General features: G+C 66.0%; 20 protein-coding genes. 12 read left to right on the top strand and 8 right to left on the bottom strand.

The features are described from left to right. Window positions 1-46 precede the first annotated feature (46 nt). Window positions 47-907, top strand: a complete 861-nt coding sequence (locus QGN32_RS14355; protein ID WP_326545043.1) for a type IV toxin-antitoxin system AbiEi family antitoxin — start codon at window positions 47-49, stop codon at window positions 905-907. Here QGN32_RS14355 and QGN32_RS14350 read toward each other — a convergent pair. The 3 genes from QGN32_RS14350 to QGN32_RS14340 are packed head-to-tail and all read right to left on the bottom strand — an operon-like array spanning window position 879 to window position 3,884. After that, window positions 879-2,075 carry a cytochrome P450 gene (locus QGN32_RS14350; protein ID WP_326545042.1) on the bottom strand — a complete coding sequence of 399 codons (1,197 nt, stop codon included), beginning with the start codon at window positions 2,073-2,075 and terminating at the stop codon, window positions 879-881. The two genes, QGN32_RS14355 and QGN32_RS14350, sit on opposite strands and share 29 nt — an antisense overlap. Continuing rightward, window positions 2,072-2,788: an acetoacetate decarboxylase family protein gene (locus tag QGN32_RS14345; protein WP_326545041.1), complete on the bottom strand. Its 717-nt coding sequence runs from the start codon at window positions 2,786-2,788 to the stop codon at window positions 2,072-2,074. The genes QGN32_RS14350 and QGN32_RS14345 overlap by 4 nt, the downstream gene beginning before the upstream one ends. A 55-nt stretch (window positions 2,789-2,843) precedes the next feature. Then, a complete protein-coding gene (locus QGN32_RS14340) occupies window positions 2,844-3,884 on the bottom strand; it encodes an LLM class F420-dependent oxidoreductase (protein ID WP_326545040.1) in 1,041 nt (346 codons plus the stop codon). A gap of 58 nt (window positions 3,885-3,942) precedes the next feature. Here QGN32_RS14340 and QGN32_RS14335 point away from each other — a divergent pair, with 58 nt between their 5' ends. From QGN32_RS14335 to mddA, 6 genes are all read left to right on the top strand, one after another. Continuing rightward, window positions 3,943-4,947: a Zn-ribbon domain-containing OB-fold protein gene (locus QGN32_RS14335; RefSeq protein WP_326545039.1), complete on the top strand. Its 1,005-nt coding sequence runs from the start codon at window positions 3,943-3,945 to the stop codon at window positions 4,945-4,947. A gap of 11 nt (window positions 4,948-4,958) precedes the next feature. Further along, entirely contained in the window at window positions 4,959-6,026 is a 1,068-nt protein-coding gene (locus QGN32_RS14330; protein ID WP_326545038.1) for a thiolase family protein, read from the top strand. Next, entirely contained in the window at window positions 6,027-7,196 is a 1,170-nt protein-coding gene (locus tag QGN32_RS14325) for a thiolase family protein (RefSeq protein ID WP_326545037.1), read from the top strand. Window positions 7,197-7,201: 5 nt separating this feature from the next. Beyond that, window positions 7,202-8,080, top strand: coding sequence for a TIGR03619 family F420-dependent LLM class oxidoreductase (locus QGN32_RS14320; RefSeq protein WP_326549074.1), 879 nt, complete (start codon window positions 7,202-7,204; stop codon window positions 8,078-8,080). Continuing rightward, window positions 8,077-8,493, top strand: coding sequence for a nuclear transport factor 2 family protein (locus tag QGN32_RS14315; RefSeq protein ID WP_326545036.1), 417 nt, complete (start codon window positions 8,077-8,079; stop codon window positions 8,491-8,493). Before QGN32_RS14320 ends, QGN32_RS14315 begins: the two co-directional genes overlap by 4 nt. 513 nt (window positions 8,494-9,006) lie before the next feature. Beyond that, complete coding sequence (gene mddA / locus QGN32_RS14310; RefSeq protein WP_326545035.1) at window positions 9,007-9,831, top strand: methanethiol S-methyltransferase; 825 nt, start codon at window positions 9,007-9,009, stop codon at window positions 9,829-9,831. On the opposite strand, the gene QGN32_RS14305 is transcribed toward mddA, so the two are convergent. Next, window positions 9,820-10,800, bottom strand: a complete 981-nt coding sequence (locus tag QGN32_RS14305) for an MOSC domain-containing protein (RefSeq protein ID WP_326545034.1) — start codon at window positions 10,798-10,800, stop codon at window positions 9,820-9,822. The genes mddA and QGN32_RS14305 overlap by 12 nt on opposite strands. A gap of 75 nt (window positions 10,801-10,875) precedes the next feature. Between QGN32_RS14305 and QGN32_RS14300 the strand changes: the two genes are divergently transcribed. After that, window positions 10,876-11,532, top strand: a complete 657-nt coding sequence (locus QGN32_RS14300; protein ID WP_442791705.1) for a hypothetical protein — start codon at window positions 10,876-10,878, stop codon at window positions 11,530-11,532. Between the two features lie 8 nt (window positions 11,533-11,540). Here the strand turns inward: QGN32_RS14300 and QGN32_RS14295 are convergent, their stop codons facing one another. After that, window positions 11,541-12,068 carry a gamma carbonic anhydrase family protein gene (locus QGN32_RS14295; RefSeq protein ID WP_326545033.1) on the bottom strand — a complete coding sequence of 176 codons (528 nt, stop codon included), beginning with the start codon at window positions 12,066-12,068 and terminating at the stop codon, window positions 11,541-11,543. Between the two features lie 97 nt (window positions 12,069-12,165). Between QGN32_RS14295 and QGN32_RS14290 the strand changes: the two genes are divergently transcribed. From QGN32_RS14290 to QGN32_RS14280, 3 genes are read left to right on the top strand one after another with little or no spacing between them, the layout of a single operon-like run. Continuing rightward, window positions 12,166-13,320: a 3-ketosteroid-9-alpha-monooxygenase, oxygenase component gene (locus tag QGN32_RS14290; protein ID WP_326545032.1), complete on the top strand. Its 1,155-nt coding sequence runs from the start codon at window positions 12,166-12,168 to the stop codon at window positions 13,318-13,320. After that, on the top strand, window positions 13,317-13,781 hold the full coding sequence (locus QGN32_RS14285; protein ID WP_326545031.1) for a hypothetical protein: 465 nt from the start codon (window positions 13,317-13,319) through the stop codon (window positions 13,779-13,781). Before QGN32_RS14290 ends, QGN32_RS14285 begins: the two co-directional genes overlap by 4 nt. An 8-nt stretch (window positions 13,782-13,789) precedes the next feature. Further along, window positions 13,790-14,437, top strand: a complete 648-nt coding sequence (locus QGN32_RS14280; RefSeq protein ID WP_326545030.1) for a sensor domain-containing protein — start codon at window positions 13,790-13,792, stop codon at window positions 14,435-14,437. Between the two features lie 4 nt (window positions 14,438-14,441). On the opposite strand, the gene QGN32_RS14275 is transcribed toward QGN32_RS14280, so the two are convergent. From QGN32_RS14275 to QGN32_RS14265, 3 genes are read right to left on the bottom strand one after another with little or no spacing between them, the layout of a single operon-like run. Continuing rightward, complete coding sequence (locus QGN32_RS14275) at window positions 14,442-15,590, bottom strand: sulfotransferase family protein (RefSeq protein ID WP_326545029.1); 1,149 nt, start codon at window positions 15,588-15,590, stop codon at window positions 14,442-14,444. Continuing rightward, the gene (locus QGN32_RS14270; RefSeq protein WP_326549072.1) at window positions 15,587-16,360 is read right to left on the bottom strand and encodes an SDR family oxidoreductase; all 774 of its coding nucleotides are present in this window, start codon (window positions 16,358-16,360) and stop codon (window positions 15,587-15,589) included. The genes QGN32_RS14275 and QGN32_RS14270 overlap by 4 nt, the downstream gene beginning before the upstream one ends. A gap of 5 nt (window positions 16,361-16,365) precedes the next feature. After that, window positions 16,366-17,493: a hypothetical protein gene (locus tag QGN32_RS14265; RefSeq protein ID WP_326545028.1), complete on the bottom strand. Its 1,128-nt coding sequence runs from the start codon at window positions 17,491-17,493 to the stop codon at window positions 16,366-16,368. An 88-nt stretch (window positions 17,494-17,581) separates the two neighbouring features. On the opposite strand from QGN32_RS14265, the gene QGN32_RS14260 reads away from it, so the two are divergent. Then, the gene (locus QGN32_RS14260; RefSeq protein ID WP_326545027.1) at window positions 17,582-18,508 is read left to right on the top strand and encodes an IclR family transcriptional regulator; all 927 of its coding nucleotides are present in this window, start codon (window positions 17,582-17,584) and stop codon (window positions 18,506-18,508) included. Window positions 18,509-18,525: the final 17 nt, after the last annotated feature.

Below are 18,525 nucleotides of genomic sequence, written 5' to 3'. Positions count from 1 at the left end.
GTTTCACAAATGCGGCCCTGTCAGTGGGTGCACCCACACTCCCGGCATGACGACACCATTCATCGGCAACGAGGCGTTGGCCGCCGGCCGCCTTACTCGCCACCAATTGCGAAGTCGGTTCACCGCCGTCTACCCCGGTGTCTACGTCGAAGCAGGCACTCAACTCACCGCACGTGATCGCGCGGAGGCGGCATGGCTGTGGTCGAAGCGCCGAGGCGTGCTGGCAGGCCGGTCCGCCGCCGCGATGCACCGCACGAAGTGGCTCGACCCGTGGCTGCCCGCCGAGATTCTGCACGACAACCGCCACGCGCCCGAGCGACTCCTCGTCTGGACAGATGCCGTCGACGACGATGTCAGGACAATCGACGGAATCGCTGTCACCACGCCTGAGCGCACGGCCGTGGACATGGCCCGCCGCTATCCGTTCGATTCCGCCGTCACCGCAATCGACGCCTTAGCCAACGCCACTCGAATGAATACGTCCGACATACGGCAGCTGGCCGATAGGTACTCGGGCAGACGGGGGATTCCCCAGGCTCGCCGTGTCCTGCAACTGGTCGATCCCGGTGCGGAGTCGCCGAAGGAGTCGTCGCTGCGACTACTCGTCATCCGCCACGGGTTCCCGCCGCCCGAGACTCAGATAGCGGTTCACAACGAGTACGGCATGCTGGTCGCCGTTCTGGACATGGGCTGGCGCGATCGCAAAGTGGCGCTCGATTACGAAGGCGAACACCACCGCACACCGACCCGATTCAACACCGACATCAGGCGACACGATGAGGTCACCAGCCTTGGATGGAACGACATTCGCGTCACGTCGCTGGACACCGAAGCGGTCGTCATCAGCCGCCTGACGACAGCCTGGTACGGGAAGCGCGTCAGCCGAGCACTTTCGCCGTCGGGGTGAACACCACCGGCATCTTCTCCAGGCCGGACACGAAATTGGCGGGCCGCAATGGTAATTCGTCGTCGGAGGCCAACCGCAGATCGGGCAGCCGCTGCAGCAGTTTGGTCTGCATGATCGACAGCTCGAGGCGAGCGAGTTGGTTACCCAAGCAGAAATGTGTGCCGAAGCCGAACGCCAGGTGGTTGTTGGGATAGCGCTCGATGTCGAAGGTCTCGGGGTCCTCGAAGACCTCCTCGTCGAAGTTCGCCGACTCGAAGAGCAGGAGCATCTTTTCGCCCTCCTTGAGGGCGGTGCCGTGAAACTCGGTGTCGGCGGTGAGGGTTCGCGCCATGTTCTTCACCGGCGTCGTCCAGCGCAGCATCTCTTCGATCGCGTTGGGTAGCAACGAGACATCATCGACCAGCCGCCGATGCTGGTCCGGGTGCAACAGCAACTGCCGCGTGCCCCCGGAGAGCGTGTGGCGGGTGGTCTCGTCGCCGCCGATCAACAGCAGCAGCACCTCGGTGACGATCTGATGGTCCTCGAGCTTGCTGCCCTCCACCTCGGCGTGCACCAGCACGCTCACCAGGTCGTCGGTCGGCGTCTCCTTGCGGGCCGCGATCATGCCCATCATGTATTCGCTGTAGGCGGCGAATGCGTCCATCGTGACCTGGAACTCCTCCGGGTCCGCGGTGCTGCTGAGCGCACCGACCAGATCGTCGGACCACTTGAGGAACATCTCGCGTTCTTCGGGACGCACCCCGAGCATGTCGCCGATGACCGCCATCGGCAGCGGTGCGGCGATGTCCCAGACGAAGTCGCACTCACCGCGCTCGACAACGTTGTCGATCAGCGTGTCGCACAACGTCTCGATCGATCCCTCGAGGTCTTTGACCCGCTTGCGGGTGAACCCCGAGTTGACGAGCTTGCGCCGCAACAGATGTTGCGGATCGTCCATTTCGATCATCATCTCGACACCCGGCTGGTCGGGGCGGATACCACCGGCGTTGGAGAACAGTTCCGGATTGCGCTCGGCCTCGATCACCGCGGCATAGGTTGCGGCGGCGGCCAATCCGTTGCGATCGCGGAAGACCGGCTCGTTCTCGCGCATCCATTTGTAGACCGGCCGCGAATCGCCGGCGTAGAACGCGCCGTCGGTCAGATCGACGTCTGGTCTGGTGGTGGTCATGAGATCTCCTTCGCGTCGCCGAACGACGCCTCGACGTTGTCAGCGGAAGTCGACATCATCGCGCGCTTCGGCAGGCCAAGCGCGGCAAGTTCTTTGGCGTAGGGATGCGCCCCGAGCCGCAACTGCGCTCCCCCCAGTCGCCAGCGCACGCCGGTCAGCGAAAACTCACCGACCGTCTCACGCAGGACGCCATCGCGACAGGTGTAGGTGGGGTGCGCCTGAGTGCGCGACGTCAGCGCCGAAGGGACCGGCAAGCCGGGCCGGAAATCCATGCTGAGGGCGTACTGACCGTCGACTGCGAGATCGAAGCCGAACTGCCGCCCTTCGCGAACGACGAAGTCGGCCATCACCTTCGGGTAGCCCCAGATCGTCGTTCCCGCTTCCAATGTGAACTCCTGGTCGACGGGAAGGCGATGGACGAACGCGGCGGCCGACTGCAGGGCGCGCAGTCCGCGCGTTTCTGAGCCGGGTGGATTGACCATCACATTGGTGCCGTACTCCCAGTACTGGCCGAGATCCCCGTCGAGATAGCGCATCAGGATCAGTACGACGAGGGCGCGGTTGGACCCGAACCGGCACACCTTCAGGCCGCTGTAGTCGATCATGCGCTGCGCGGCGTCGGCGTCCACGGAGAACATCGCCGTGTGCTGGTGGGCCTTGCGGATCCTCACCGGCATCGTGAGCACGGTGCCTGCGATGGTGTGCTGGGTCATCGCGCCAATCTAGGACGCCGAGTAGACAACTGGCAAGGATGTGTCTACTCGCACGTCAAACCAGCGCGGCGAGGTCCCTGATCTGTTCGGGTGACCGCGCGCCGACGACCATCATCGTGACGCCCGCCGCCTCCCAGGCCTTGATCTGCTCCTGGACATAACCGAGGTCGCCGACGATCGCCGAGTCGTCGACCAGTTCATCGGGGATGATCTTGGCCGCTTGCTCTTTTCCGTCCTCTCGTCCGGAGCGGAACAGCTTTGTGACGTCGTCGACCACGTCGGCGTAGCCCATCCGGCGGTAGACGTCCGCGTGGAAGTTGGTGTCCTCGGCGCCCATGCCGCCCATGTACAGCGCCAGATGCGGCTTCATCAACTCCATGATCGCGGCGCGGTCATCGGTAACCACCACCTGCGCCGTCGCACAGATCTCGAAATCCTCGCGGCTGCGGCGCGCGCCGGGGCGGGCGAAGCCCTCGTCGAGCCACTCGTTGTACATGCCGGCGATGCGCGGCGAGTAGAAGATCGGAAGCCAACCATCGCAGATCTCGGCGGCGAGCGCGACGTTCTTCGGTCCCTCCGCACCCAGCATGACCGGGATGTCGGCCCGCAGCGGATGCGTGATCGGCTTGAGGTTCTTGCCCAGGCCCGTGGTGCCCTCGCCGGACAGCGGCAGCGGATAGTGCGGTCCGTCGCTGCGCACCGGGGCCTCGCGGGCCCACACCTGGCGCAGGATGTCGACGTACTCGCGGGTGCGCGCCAGCGGCTTACCGAACCTGGCGCCGTACCAGCCCTCGACGACCTGCGGTCCGGACACCCCCAAACCGAGGATGTGCCTGCCCCCACAGAGGTGGTCGAGCGTCAGCGCCGCCATTGCGCACGCGGTCGGGGTGCGTGCGGACAACTGAACCACCGACGTGCCGAGCCGCATGCGGGTCGTCTCCCGGCCCCACCAGGCCAGCGGTGTGTACGCGTCCGAGCCCCACGCCTCTGCGGTGAAGACGGTGTCGAAGCCGGCTTCCTCGGCGGCGGCGACGAGTTCGGCATGGTTTTCGGGCGGTTGGGCGCCCCAGTACCCCAGCTGCAAACCCAACTTCATCAGACCGCCTCCACACCCGTTCTTGAAACGATAGTTAGAACCTGTTCTACTCGATGCCGTGACCACCAGCCAAGGCAGCCCGGTGCAGATCGACCGCCATGAGCGCCCGCTTTCAGCACCGCTGAAGCTCGCATTCGACTACACCCGTTCAGTCGGACCACTCCTGTCCCGGTTCTTCACGGCCCTGCGTGAGCGACGCATCGTCGGCGTGCGCGGTTCGGATGGGCGGGTGCACGTGCCGCCAGCCGAGTTCGATCCCGTGACCTACGAGCGGCTGACCGAGATCGTACCGGTGGCCGCGGTCGGGACCGTGGTGTCGTGGACCTGGCAGCCGGCCCCGCTGGAGGGCCAACCGCTGGACCGGCCGTTCGCATGGGCGCTTATCAAGCTCGACGGCGCGGACACCCCGCTGCTGCACGCGGTCGACGCCGGTTCCTCGGACGCGATCGGCACCGGTGCCCGGGTACATGCGCACTGGGTCGACGAACCCGTCGGCGCGATCACCGACATCGCGTACTTCGCGCTGGGGGAAGAAGCCGAACCGGAGGGGCAGCCCGACGAGCGGGATCCGGTCACGGTGCAGGAGTCGCCGTCGATGATCGAGATCCAGCACACGGCGTCGCTGCCCGAGACCACGTTCCTCAAGGCGCTCGAAGAGGGCAGGCTGCTGGGCGCTCGGACCAAGAAGGGCCGCGACGGGCAACCGGGCAGGGTGTACTTCCCGCCCAAGGAGGCCGACCCGGCCACGGGTCTGGAACTCGACGAGTTCGTCGAGTTGCCCGACAAGGGCACCGTCACCACGTTCGCGGTGATCAACATCCCGTTCGCCGGGCAGCGCATCAAACCGCCGTACGTGGCGGCCTACGTGCTTCTCGACGGCGCCGACATCCCGTTCTTGCATCTGGTCACCGAGATCGACGCGGCCGACGTCCGGATGGGCATGCGGGTCGAGGCGGTGTGGAAGCCCCGCGAGGAGTGGGGCCTGGGCATCGACAACGTCGACCATTTCCGGCCGACGGGCGAGCCCGACGCCGACTACGACTCCTACAAGCACCACCTGTAAAGGCACCACAGATGACTGATTCGAAAGATGTGGCAGTCGTCGGCTTCGCGCACGCACCGCACGTGCGGCGCACCGACGGGACCACCAACGGCGTCGAGATGCTGATGCCGTGTTTCCACCAGCTCTACGACGAACTCGGGCTGCAGCAGACCGACATCGGTTTCTGGTGCTCGGGCTCCTCGGACTACCTTGCCGGTCGGGCGTTTTCGTTCATCTCCGCGATCGACTCGATCGGCGCGGTGCCCCCCATCAACGAGTCGCACGTCGAGATGGACGCGGCATGGGCGTTGTACGAGGCCTACATCAAGATCCTGACCGGCGAGGTGGACACAGCGCTGGTGTACGGCTTCGGCAAGTCCAGCGCGGGCACCCTGCGTCGCGTGCTGGCGCTGCAGACCGATCCGTACAGCGTCGCCCCGCTGTGGCCGGATTCGGTTTCGATCGCCGGCCTGCAGGCCCGGTTCGGGTTGGACGCGGGCAAGTGGACCGCCGAACAGATGGCGCAGGTCGCGCTGGCTTCGATGTCCGCCGCGGGGCGCACCGACAGCGAGAAGCCGGCCAAAAGCATCGACGAACTTCTGGACCGGCCGTACTTCGCAGATCCGTTGCGTCGCCACGACATCGCGCCGATCACCGACGGGGCGTCGGCGATCGTCCTCGCCGCCGGCGACCGGGCGCGCGAACTGTGCGAGAACCCCGCGTGGATCACCGGCATCGAGCACCGCATCGAGACGCCGGTGCTCGGCGCCCGTGATCTGACCACGTCCCCGTCGACGGCGGCCTCCGCGCAGGCGGCTACCGGCGGTGACCCAAGTTCCATCGAGGTCGCCGAGATCTACGCCCCGTTCAGCCACCAGCACCTGATCCTCACCGAGGCGATCGGGCTCGCAGACAAGACGACGGTGAACCCGTCGGGCGGTGCGCTGGCGGCCAACCCCATGTTCTCGGCGGGCCTCGAGCGGATCGGCTTCGCCGCGCAGCACATCTTCACCGGATCGGCGCAGCGGGTTCTGGCGCACGCAACGAGCGGCCCTGCGCTGCAACAAAACCTGGTCGCGGTCCTGGAAGGGAAGAGCTAAATGGCGGTCCAACTTGCCGCGGTGCTCGGCACGGGGCAGACGAAGTACGTCGCCAGACGTCAGGACGTGTCGATGAACGGCCTTGTCCGCGAGGCCATCGACCGGGCACTGGCCGACTCGGGCGCGACGATGGACGACATCGACGCGGTGGTGGTCGGCAAGGCGCCCGACTTCTTCGAGGGCGTGATGATGCCCGAGCTGTTCATGGCCGACGCCGTCGGCGCGACCAACAAGCCGCTGATCCGGGTGCACACCGCGGGATCGGTCGGTGGGTCGACCGCGGTGGTGGCCGCCAGCCTGGTGAAGTCGGGCAAGTACCGGCGGGTGCTGGCGATGGCGTGGGAGAAGCAGTCGGAGTCGAACGCCATGTGGGCGTTGAGCATTCCGGTGCCGTTCACCAAACCCGTCGGCGCGGGCGCGGGCGGCTATTTCGCACCGCACGTGCGGGCCTACATCCGCCGTTCGGGCGCGCCGAACCACATCGGTGCGATGGTCGCGGTCAAAGACCGGCTCAACGGAGCCAAGAACCCGCTGGCACACCTGCATCAACCCGACATCACGCTGGAGAAGGTGATGGCATCGCAGATGCTTTGGGACCCTATCCGATTCGACGAAACCTGCCCGTCCTCCGACGGCGCGTGCGCGCTGGTGATCGGCGACGAAGACATCGCCGACAAGCGCGTCGCCGCGGGACATCCCGTCGCATGGATCCACGCGACCGCGCTGCGCACCGAACCGCTGGCCTACTCGGGACGCGACCAGGTCAACCCGCAGGCCGGCCGCGACGCTGCCAAGGCGCTGTGGGAGGCGGCGGGCATCAAGAGCCCGATCGACGAGATCGACGTCGCCGAGGTCTACGTGCCGTTCTCGTGGTTCGAGCCGATGTGGTTGGAAAACCTCGGTTTCGCACCGGAAGGCGAAGGGTGGAAGCTGACCGAGGCTGGCGAGACCGCGATCGGTGGCCGCATCCCGCTCAACGCGTCCGGCGGTGTGCTGTCGTCGAATCCGATTGGCGCGTCGGGCATGATTCGTTTCGCCGAGGCGGCGATCCAGGTGATGGGCAAGGCCGGCGGGCATCAGGTACCCAACGCCCGCAAGGCGCTCGGGCACGCCTACGGCGGCGGGTCGCAGTACTACTCGATGTGGGTGGTGGGGGCCGATAAGCCATGACGCGTATGCAGTACACGGTCAGCGTGGCGATGAGTCCTGTCGAGCAGCTCATCGAGATCGCCAAGACCGCCGAGGAGGTCGGGTTCGACAACATCGCGCTGCCCGACTCGATTTTCTACATGGAGAAGCAGTCGGCCGACTACCCGTACACCGCCGACGGTTCGCGGATGTGGAACGAGGACACGCCGTGGGTCGACCCGTTGATCCTGGCGGGCGCGATGGGCGCGACGACGTCGACGATCCGCTTCTACACCAACGTGATGAAGCTCGGCTCGCGCAATCCGCTGCTGCTGGCCAGGCAGGTCGGGTCGGTGGCGAACCTGACCAACAACCGGTTCGGGTTCGGCGTCGGGATCGGCTGGGCACCAGAAGAGTTCGAGTGGTGCGGTCAGCCCTACGCCAAGCGCGGCAAGCGCGTCGACGAGATGATCGAGGTGATCAAGCTCGCGCTCGCCGGTGGGATGGTGGAGTTCCACGGCGAGTTCTACGACTTCGAGAAGCTGCAGATGAGCCCCGCCCCGGCCGAGCCCGTTCCGTTCTACGTCGGCGGCCATACCGACGTGGCCCTCAAGCGTGCCGTGCGTATCGGCGACGGCTGGACCAGCGCGATGATGACCTGCGATCAGATCGCCGAGACCATAAGCAGGCTGAAGAAGCTGCTCGCCGAAGCCGGCCGTGCGGACGACCCCTTCGAGTACCAGGTGGTGTGCATCGACAAGTTCGGCATCGACGGGCACCGCGAACTCGCGGAGGCCGGCGTGACCGACTACATCGGGATGCCATGGGTCTTCGAAGGGCTCGGCTTCGACGCGCCACTCGACAAGAAGCTGGATTCGATGAAACGCTTCGCCGACACCTATATCCACTCCGGCTGGCAGCAGTGACCGTCACAGACCCGAACGCCCCGGTTCACCTGGCGGGCAAGCGCTCCCGCGAGGCCGCGATCGCACACGACAAGCAGGCGTGGCTCGACAACTTCGCCGACGACGCGATCGTCGAGGACCCGATCGGCCCGTCGCACTTCGATCCCGAAGGGCGGGGGCACCGCGGCAGAATAGCCATCGCGAAGTTCTACGACGTGGCTATCGCACCGAGCGAACTCACGTTCAACTTCGTCGAGACCTACCAGTGCGGCAACGAGGAAGCCAACGTCGGCAACATCGTGATCCGGTCCGCCGGCTACGAGGTGACCGCCGCGGGCGTGTTCACCTACCGGGTCGATGACGAGGGCAAGATCGTCGCCCTGCGGGCGTACTGGGAGCTCGACCGGGCCGCCGCCAGCGCCCGAAAGCTCTAGTACTGCAGCCGCGAGCGTGCGGGTTTGCACCCCGACACGCCGCATTCGGGCGCACGTCTGCGCACGCTCGCATCGCCATGAGGGTGCGGCAACGTTCGAGGCCCGCGAGCCGAGCGGCGGCTGCTTCCCGCGCCGACGTCCCTTCGACACCGATTTCGGCCTAGCGGTTCGACAGATGTCGCTCGATGTCCGGATGCGGATACGTTGCGGCCGTGGTGGATTAGTCGTCCTCAACCATCGGCGATGAGCACGGGCCGCTGACAATGCCCGATGGTTGCTTGCCCGGTGGATAGGAAACCCTTTCCAGTCCGGGAGTGAAATCTGTCTTGGTGGCGATTACACGAGCGCAGCTTGATGACGACCATTTCACAGATGGATTGCAGTACCTCGCGCGTCCAACCCACACGGACTCCGGGCAGCGAAACCACACCAGATGCTGCCTCGGATAACCGGGCAGGACAACAGCAAACGTCCCGTGCGCCAGAGCGACGGGGCCCGAGAAGGATTCGACCGATGACTACACGCTTCCTCACAATCACCTACGGCGCCGTAAGCTATCTCGTGTTCCTGGTGGCGTTCCTCTATGCAATCGGCTTCGTCGCCGGTGTCGGCGTTCCGCGCAGCGTCGACCACGGAATAGCCGCACCGCTCGGCCAAGCCATCACTGTGAACCTCCTGCTGTTGAGTCTGTTCGCCGTCCAGCACAGCGTCATGGCACGACCGGGGTTCAAACGGTGGTGGACACGCTTTGTGCCCCCGCCCGTGGAGCGCAGCACCTATGTGCTGCTGGCGAGTTCGGTTCTGTTCCTGCTCTATTGGCAGTGGCGGACGATGCCTGCCGTGATGTGGCAGGTGACATCTCCGGCCGCGCAGTACGCACTGTGGGCACTGTCTTGGCTCGGGTGGGCGATCGTCTTGGCGGCGACCTTCATGATCAACCACTTCGAGCTGTTCGGCCTGCGACAGGTGTATCTGGCCTGGCGGGAAAAACCCCATGCTGACACCGGTTTTCGCACACCGCTGCTGTACCGTCTGGTGCGACACCCGCTGATGCTCGGCTTCATCATCGCCTTCTGGGCCACGCCGACAATGACAGCCGGGCACCTGCTTTTCGCGATAGCCACAACCGGATACATCCTCATCGCCCTGCAGCTGGAAGAGCGCGACCTCGTCGCAGCGCTGGGCTCGCAATACCGTGAATACCGTCGACGGGTGCCCATGCTCCTGCCGTGGCCGCGCCGGCACAAGGTCACTGGGATCTCACGGCGGGTACCGAGTTCCACTCCCACAGACGACGCGCGTAGCCAACGGTCGGAAACGTCACGGCTATCGACTTAGCCGGTCGGCGGCCGAAGTCACCAGCCCGAACCCGAACCGCTTCGTGCGCCGGGCGGCGCCGGCAAGCAGGTGGTGCTTCTCAGGGCGCAGCGCCACGGCGTCGCCGACCGCGACGGACCCACCCGACTTCACCCAGCAGTTGCTGCCCAGGCGTCGTTGCGCCCGGTTGGCCACTGCCTTGGTGATCCGGCGGTCGACCTCGAGACCCGGTTGCGCGCGACTGGGGACCACGCAGCGGATCGTCGGCATCGTCACCTCGAGCACCGCGCCGCCGACCGTCAGATCGCCTCCGGTCCAATGCGATTCGGGTAGCCCGTCGGTCGGATCATCCAGCGTGATGAGCACGTTCGGCCGGAACCGGCGCACGTCCAACGGGTCACCGGCAACATCCGCGCCGATGGTTGCGAGGCTCCTCGTGCTCAGCACGTGCACCGGCGCCAGGTCGACGAACGTCCCGGGCGGTGTGGAATAGCGGGACAGGGTGGCCAGGTCCGCGATCCGGTACATCGATACGTCCGGAAAGCCCTCCTCCTCGCCGAGCCCGAAGTCGCTGCGCAGGGCGGCTATCGACATGTTCTCGCGCTCGTGCTTGCTCAACCGGTGCAGGCTGGTGTCCTCCGCCGGAGGCAACGCGGTCAGCCGGACTTCTCTGCCGGCCACTTCAGACAGCTTTGCGTTCACCGCGCTGTCGCTGCTGGACAGCTCACTTCCGTCGGGGAAAGTGATCGCGACCTCGGGCACGTTGCCGGGACCCGCATCGGGCGACAACGGGCCGACGTAACGCGCGGCGGCGGTGAGTAGCCCCGGAACGCGGCGCGCCGATGCGGTCACGTCGCGCTCGAGGTCACGAACCGCCCACAGCCGGTCGCCGACAACTCCGCGCGGTCCGATGTCGATGTGCTCGACACGCTCACCGCCCAGCGACTTCACCGGATAGCGCCACAGTTCGGCGACCCTGCCGATCATCATGCCGACACGTTACCGCTCATCGGTACGTTGAAGGGAAACCCGTCAGTCAGAGCCTGGAGACGAAGTCCGATTGAATTGAATGAATTCCGTTGCCCCAGAGAATTGCGGCGCCTGTCCGTCGCGGCGGCGGCGGCGCTGGTCTGCGCTGCCGCGGTGGCCTGCGACGCGTCAGTGTCCGGCCCGAACGCCGGCCCCGGAAGCCCATCCCCGTCGTCGACGACCTCGCCAGCGCAGGCCGCTCCGACGACCAGTCGGACCGGCGAAAACGAGACCGAGGATTACAGCCGCCTGCTCCTTCAGCCGGCCGACATCAGCAACGCCGAGGACACCTTCGTGGTGCGGTCGACCTCCCCCGTCCCGGACGGGTTGCCCGGGGCAAGTGCGCTGTTCGTGAACGGGGAGGACACGCGGGCCATCTCCGACACCATCGTGATCTACCCGGACGCCGCGACGGCGGCCCGGACGTTACGGGATGCCCTGCCCACGATCGACACCGTGGTCACCGGCGCGACACCGCGACCGGCTCCGGTCGGCACCGACGGCACCATGGCCGTCGGCACGACCCCGGACGGCAGCAAGGCCGCCACGCTGCTGCTCTTCACAGAGGGTCCGGCGTTGGTGCGTCTGGAGTTCCAAAGCGCGCCGGGCGACGCCACGACCGACGATTACGTCGTCAATGTCGGCAAGATGCAGCAGATCGCGCTACGAACCGCACTCAACCCGGCGCAGTGATTCGCCCGCTAGTCGACCGGTCTCAGGCTGTCCCGGTAGCGGCGGGCCAACTCCTGGTAGGCGCCGGGGTTGGTGTTGACCCACATCTCTGCGCCGGTCCCGCCGATGGGACCGCGGACCTTCGCGGGCGCGCCCGTGACCAGCACCTCGTCCGGAATCTTCGTGCCGGCGACGACCAGCGAATGCGCCGCGATCAGGCTGCGTGCGCCGATGACGACGCCGTCGAGCACCGTGCAGTGATTGGCGAGCACCGCCTCGGCCCCGATGTGCACCCCGTGCACGACGCAGGCGTGCGCGACCGTCGCGCCCGGCCCCACGTCGACGGGGATACCGGGCGGCGCGTGTAACACGCAACAGTCCTGCACGTTGGCGCCCCCGCGGACCACGATCGGGGCGAAGTCGGCCCGCAGCACCGCGTTGAACCACACCGAGGCGCCCGCCTCGACGTGCACGTCGCCCACCAGCGTGGCCGTCGGCGCGACGAACGCGTCCGGATCGATCGTCGGGGCGCGACCCTCAAAGGAGTACAACGGCATCGTTTGGTTATACCGCAGGTAGAAGCGTTTTGGTTGCGCGCCGAGCGGGAAAAACTGTAACGTGTTCTAGTTAGAGACACAGAACCGGGAGGCCACCGTGACTACCGACAGTGCGGGAATACGTGAGATCGACACCGGCACCCTGCCCGACCGGTACGCCCGGGGTTGGCACTGCCTGGGCCCGGTGAAGGACTACCTCGACGGCGAGCCGCACGGCCTCGAGATCTTCGGCACCATGCTGGTGGTGTTCGCCGACTCACACGGTGATGTGAAGGTGCTGGACGGCTACTGCCGCCACATGGGCGGAAACCTCGCGCAGGGCACAATCAAGGGCGACGAGATCGCGTGTCCGTTCCACGATTGGCGCTGGGGCGGCGACGGCAAGTGCAAACTGGTGCCCTACGCCAAGCGGACCCCGCGACTGGCCCGCACCCGCGCCTGGCACACCGATGTGCGCGGCGGCCTGTTGTTCGTCTGGCACGACCACGAAGGCAATCCGCCGCCCCCGGAGGTACGGATTCCGGAGATCCCAGAGTGGTCCGGTGGCGAGTGGACGGACTGGAAGTGGAACTCGATGCTGATCGAGGGCTCCAACTGCCGCGAGATCATCGACAACGTCACCGACATGGCGCACTTCTTCTACATCCACTACGGGCTGCCGACCTATTTCAAGAACGTCTTCGAGGGCCACATCGCCAGCCAGTACCTGCACAATGTCGGCCGCCCGGACGTCGACGACATGGGTACCGCCTACGGTGAGGCGCACCTGGACTCGGAGGCCAGCTACTTCGGCCCGTCGTTCATGATCAACTGGCTGCACAACACCTACGGCGAGTTCAAGGCCGAGTCGATCCTGATCAACTGCCACTATCCGGTCACGCAGGACTCGTTCATGCTGCAGTGGGGCGTCATCGTCGAGAAGCCGAAGGGCCTGGACGAGCAGATGACCGAGAAACTGGCCAACGCGTTCACCGACGGCGTCAGCAAGGGCTTCCTCCAGGACGTGGAAATCTGGAAGCACAAGACCCGCATCGAGAATCCGCTGCTGGTGGAAGAGGACGGCGCGGTCTACCAGATGCGCCGGTGGTATCAGCAGTTCTATGTAGACGTCGCGGACGTCTCGCCCGACATGACCGACCGCTTCGAGATGGAGGTCGACACCACAGCGGCCAACGAGAAGTGGCACGTCGAGGTGGAGGAGAACCTCAAACGGCAGGCACAAGACAAGGAACCGAGCACACCGGGTTCATGACTCCGCGCGACGCTGTCCCCGACGTCGACCGGCTGGCCCGGGCGATGTTGCTGCTGCACGGCGCGCATGACGACCACGACCACGGACACGGCGCTCATGGCGGTCAATCGAGTTCCGGAATCGCCTCGAAGGCACCGTCTTTCGGAGCCGAACGTGCGGCGGCCCTGCAAGAGGCCACCCAGCGGGACCGTGAGCGCTATCTGAGGTCAGGCCTGGTGTCGGTCGACTGCCGGTTCTGCCACGTCTCGGTCGATGTCAAGAAGCTGGGGCCGGCGCACACGTCGATACAGTGGAACACCGAGGCCTCGCAACGCTGTGCATACTTCGCCGAGGTCCGGGAATCCGGCGGTGACCCGGCCCGGGTCAAGGCCTGTCCGCGGCTCGCCGACAGCATCAAACACGCTGTGGTCGAGGGCTGCCTGGACGAGATGCCGTCGGGGCCCGCCCCCGGCGACGGCTAGCGTCGTCCGTGCGCCGGTTCTGGGTCGCTCTGGGCGTGTTCGCGCTGTGTGCCGCGCCGGCGTGTCAGCGGGTGATCGACACGCCGCAGCCCACGGCCGAACCGCCCGTCGCGCCGATCACCGCGGGACAGGTCGGCGATCTGTTGAGTCCCGATGCCTTTCGGGGCGACGGCAATCTGTTCGTATCCGTGGAACCCGCGGACTGCGCCGGGGTGGCCCGCGAGGTCGACCCGCCGTTCGTCGTCGATCACGATCCCGCGGCGTACGACGGCGGGCACTGGACCACCGTCCACAACGGGTTCGACGTGTACATCGAGGAGATGGTCGGCGTCTTTCGCGTGGACTTCGACGCCAAAGACGCACTGGCACATGCCAAGCGAACCATCGAGTCCTGCCGCGGGCGGACCTTTCGGGTCATCAGCATGTCGGGGCGCGAGTACGCCTTCCAGTTGCTGTCGCCGGTCGAGTCCGGTTCCCCCGAGATCTTGCTGTGGTCGTTTCAGGGGGACGACTGGGCGTGTGACAGCGCGTTCATCGCCGCGCACAACGCCGCGATCGAGATTTCGACGTGCGGTCCTGCCAACGGCTACGAGGTGGCTGCGCTGGCCGACGATGCGCTCGACCGGATAGAAGCTTTGGCCAACACTACGGCATGACCTCTCACAGCCCCTTGAAGCGATCTCTGACCTCGTCGTCGGTCAGGCCGTAGTCGGCCAGCGAATAGGTGTGCTTGGGCGCCCGCGGGCCTTTCTTGCTCTCTTCGTGAGTCGCCGTCATCGCATCGCGCGCGGCGTCTGTGAACTCGATCCCGAACGCCCGGTAGACGTCTGCCACGGCAGCGATCGGATCCTTGATCAGCGCGAAGTAGTCTAGATCGTAGAACTGTGCCGGATCATGTTCGGCGCGTTCGGCATTGAACAGTCGCAGCCCGCGCGACCACGTCTCCAAGGAGTCGCGCCCGATCGTCTCACCGACGAACGTATTCGACCATCCCTCGGTGGTGTGCTGGGCCAGCGAGCACATCGACGCCATGATGGTCTCCGGCGGCCGATGGCACTGGATGATCAACGCGTCCGGATAGGTCCGCAACAGCGCGTCGAGCGCGAACAGGTGGCTGGGGTTCTTCAGCACCCACCGCTTCTCGGGCTCGTTGAGCCCGATCAGCTGAAGGTTCTTGCGGTGCCGCTGATACGGTTTCGTCCAATCCTGCTTGGCCAGCCACTGCGAATACGTCGGAATATGGGCCAGCGTCTCATAGGACACCGAGTGCAGCGACTGACGCAGCAGTTGCCAGCACTCCTCCACCTCGTCGGCGGTCATGTAGTGCAGCCCGGTGTAGTCAGGGTTTTCCGCGTGGGCCTTGCTGAACTGGGCGTCGAGTTGGGCGAAAACCGGGTTGTCGGCCCAGGTTTCGCGGGGTGGCCGCGGCTGCGGGAACTCTGCCAGCCACAGCTCCAGCCCTTGGTGTCGAGGGTCGGCGGCCAGCAGGCGATGTATGACCGTGGTGCCGGTGCGCGGCAGGCCCGTGACGAAGATCGGCTTGGAGATCGCGACGTCGGCATGCTGCGGGTGCTGTTTCCACGCCGCCTCGGACACCAGTCGAGCGACCAGTGCGTTGCGCACGAAGAACCGTTGCATCTTGCTACCGAACTCGGTGAGATCCGCGTCGCGGCGGTAGGACTCGAGCAGCATGCCGAGCGCGTCGCGGTAGTTGTCATCGTCGCTACCGAAGTCGTCGAGGCCGCAGGCCTTGACTGCCGAGGCGTGCAGATCCTCGACGGTGCCGACGTCCGTGCGGGGTGCGGTCATGCCTTGTACTCCCCGCAGTTGACGTCGAGGGTCTGGCCGGTGATGCCGCTGGACAGATCGCTGGCCATGAACAAGATGGCCGAGGCCACCTCGTCCTCGGTCGGCAGTCGCTTGAGGTCGGAACCCGCAGCGGCGGCGTGGTAGATGTCGTCGACACTGGTCCCGTACTTACCGGCCTGGTGCTGGAAATAGCTCTTCAAGGTGCCGCCCCAGATATAGCCGGGCAGAACCGAGTTCACCCGCACACCTTGCTCGCCCAGTTCGGTCGCGAGGGTCTGGGACATGGCCAGCAGCGCCGATTTCGCCATCTTGTAGGCACCGTACTTGGCCTGCGAGTGGCGCACCACCATGGAGTTCACGTTGACGACGGATCCCTTCGCCTCGGCCAACGCGGGGGTGAAGCCCTGGATCAGCCGCAGCGCGCCGAACACCGTCAACTCGATCGCGTCGCGCATGTGCTCGAACGTGGTGTTGGCGAAGGGCTTCATCGACGGCACCCGGAATGCGTTGTTGATCAGCACGTCCACCCGCCCGTAGGCCTCGAGCGACTCTTCGACGAGGTTGTTCACCTGCGCCTCGTCGGTGATGTCGGTGCCCACCGACAGCGCGCGCCTGCCCAGATCGGTGACCTGCTTGGCGACGTCCTCCAACCGTTCCACGGTGCGGGCCGCGAGCACGAGATCGGCGCCCTCTTCGGCGCACCGGCGTGCCAACGTCGTTCCCAACGCCGGTCCGACACCGCTGATGACGACCACCTTGTTTTCGAGCAACACCGCTAGCCCACCATCCTGTTCTGAATTTGCCGTTGCCGCAATGCGATGCGCGCGCGCCAGTCTTCCTCGGAGATCTTGTTGCTGTCGTAGTACGGCAGCGCGTCGGCCACCTTGTCCACGTCGAGGACCTCGACCGTCGGCCCGTCGGCTTCGGTCAGTTGCCGCGACAACCGCTGCCAGCGGAACTGCAGATAGCCCTTGCGGTGACCGAGCGTCTCACACCAGTTCGTCACGCCCGGGTTGGCCTCGGCCACCACGATGCGGATCTTGCCGTCCGGATCCGCTTGCGCCTGAGTCCCGTTCAGCGAGGTCTGGTGGTTGATGTAGTCCAGCGAGATGTACCACAGGCTGCCCAGCTGGAAGCCGAGATAAGGGGCGTCGCTGACCGGCAACGTGATGATCATGGCCTGGTCGGGGCCCAGGTCGAAGTGACCGACCGACGAATACTGCGTGGCCAGGCCACCGGGCGTGAGCCGCGGCGGCACCATCGTGTTCACCGGCAGCGTGTTGTAGAACCACTGCGGAAACTGCAGCCACGTCTTGACCCGCTGAACCAGTTGCTTGCCCGCCACGGCATATCGCTTCTCGATCAGTTCTCTGGTCAGCGGCGCCGGCGCGGTGCCCGCGGTGTCGGTGCGCGCGATGCTGAGGTGGCCGCGCTGCGCCGACCAGTCGTTGTAGACCTCGCGGATGACCAGTTGCGACGGGCTGGTGGGCGTCACGCGCCACTCGAACGCGCCGTCGGCGGCGATGTCGAGTTCGCGGTCGTCGAACGCGGCCTGGCTGGGCGGCACTTTTTCGTCGGTGTACTCCCCGCCGAGCATCTGGAACGCAAGGTCGGTGGTGGTGCCGCGCTTGCCGGTGACGACGTACTCATTCCCCGGCTGCACGCGCGTGCCGAAGTACAGCGCGTCGGGGTTGTCGAGGCCCATCTTGGTGAACGGTCCGGTGCCGGACTGCATGAACGGATGGTCGCGGTCGTAGTCGAAGGCCAGGTGCGTACATGCGGCGACGCAGCCGGCCAGATATTGCAGGCCTTCGAGAAGGTCGGCCTCGGATTCGATGAAGGGTGCGGTGGCGACGAGATGCTCGGCCTCGGCGATCGCGTCTATCAGTGGCTGCGAGTACACCCTGCCGAAAGTAGAAGCTGTGCCACCGGTAGTCAATATCCTGACCGTATTGGTTCAAATATGAAACGTAGGGCGGTAGCCTACTGCCATGCTCAGCTCCGAGTCCGCGGGCCGCGCATCACCGCCGACCGAGCGCGTGGTGCGCATCCTCGACTTTTTGGCCGGCCACCCCGACCAGCGGTTCGGCGTCTCGGAGTTGGCGCGCCGGGTCGGGTTGAGCAAGCCGACCGCTCTGGGCATCGTCACCTCGCTCACCGATGCGGGCTATCTCATGCGTGACGGCAGCGACAAGACCTACCGATTAGGGCCCTCACTCATCACGCTGGGGCACAGAGCGCAGGAGTCGCTGCGGGTCAGTCCTGCCGCCCGCGAGGAATTGCGGCGGTTGTCGTCGCGCTTCGGTGTCACCGCGGCGCTCTCGGCCGTGGTGGACGACCGGATCACAGTGCTCGACCTCGTGGCGCCACCAGGCACCCGGCCCGGGGTCGAGGTTGGTCAAAGCTACCCGTTCGCACCGCCCGTCGGCCTGATGTTCGTGCTCTGGGACGACGAGGCGCAGCGCGACTGGTTGGCGAAGGAGCCGACAGTGCTGTTGCGAAAACCGTTGCGCACCGACACCGAGCGGCTGAAGCGGGTGATCACCGACTGCCGAGCCGAGGGTTACCTGGTCGAGCGGCTGACTCCCGGCGGCCGTCGGCTGTATTCGTTGATGGCGGGGATGTCGACCGATCTACCCGACGAATTGCGAGCGTTACTGGGCGAACTGGTGTCCGACATCGGTGAGCGGGTGTACCTGCGCGACGAGAACTCCGGCGGCCGCAAGCGGCACGACATCAGCGTGATCTCGGCGCCGGTCTATGACCACTATCGAAGACAGGTGATGGTCGCGTCGATGCACATCGGGAAGTCGTTGACCGACAACGAGATCGCTGCCCGCGCCCGGGCACTGGTGGCGACAGCGGACGCGGTGACCGAACAGCTGGGCGGGGTCAAGCCGGAGCACTCACCGCGCTGACCGAAGCCAGCGCGGTG

The sequence above is a fragment of the Mycolicibacterium sp. ND9-15 genome, assembly GCF_035918395.1.
In the GTDB taxonomy this organism is placed as follows: domain Bacteria; phylum Actinomycetota; class Actinomycetes; order Mycobacteriales; family Mycobacteriaceae; genus Mycobacterium.
The sequence above is the reverse complement of the archived record's forward strand: the minus strand, read 5'-3'. Positions and strand labels throughout refer to the sequence as shown.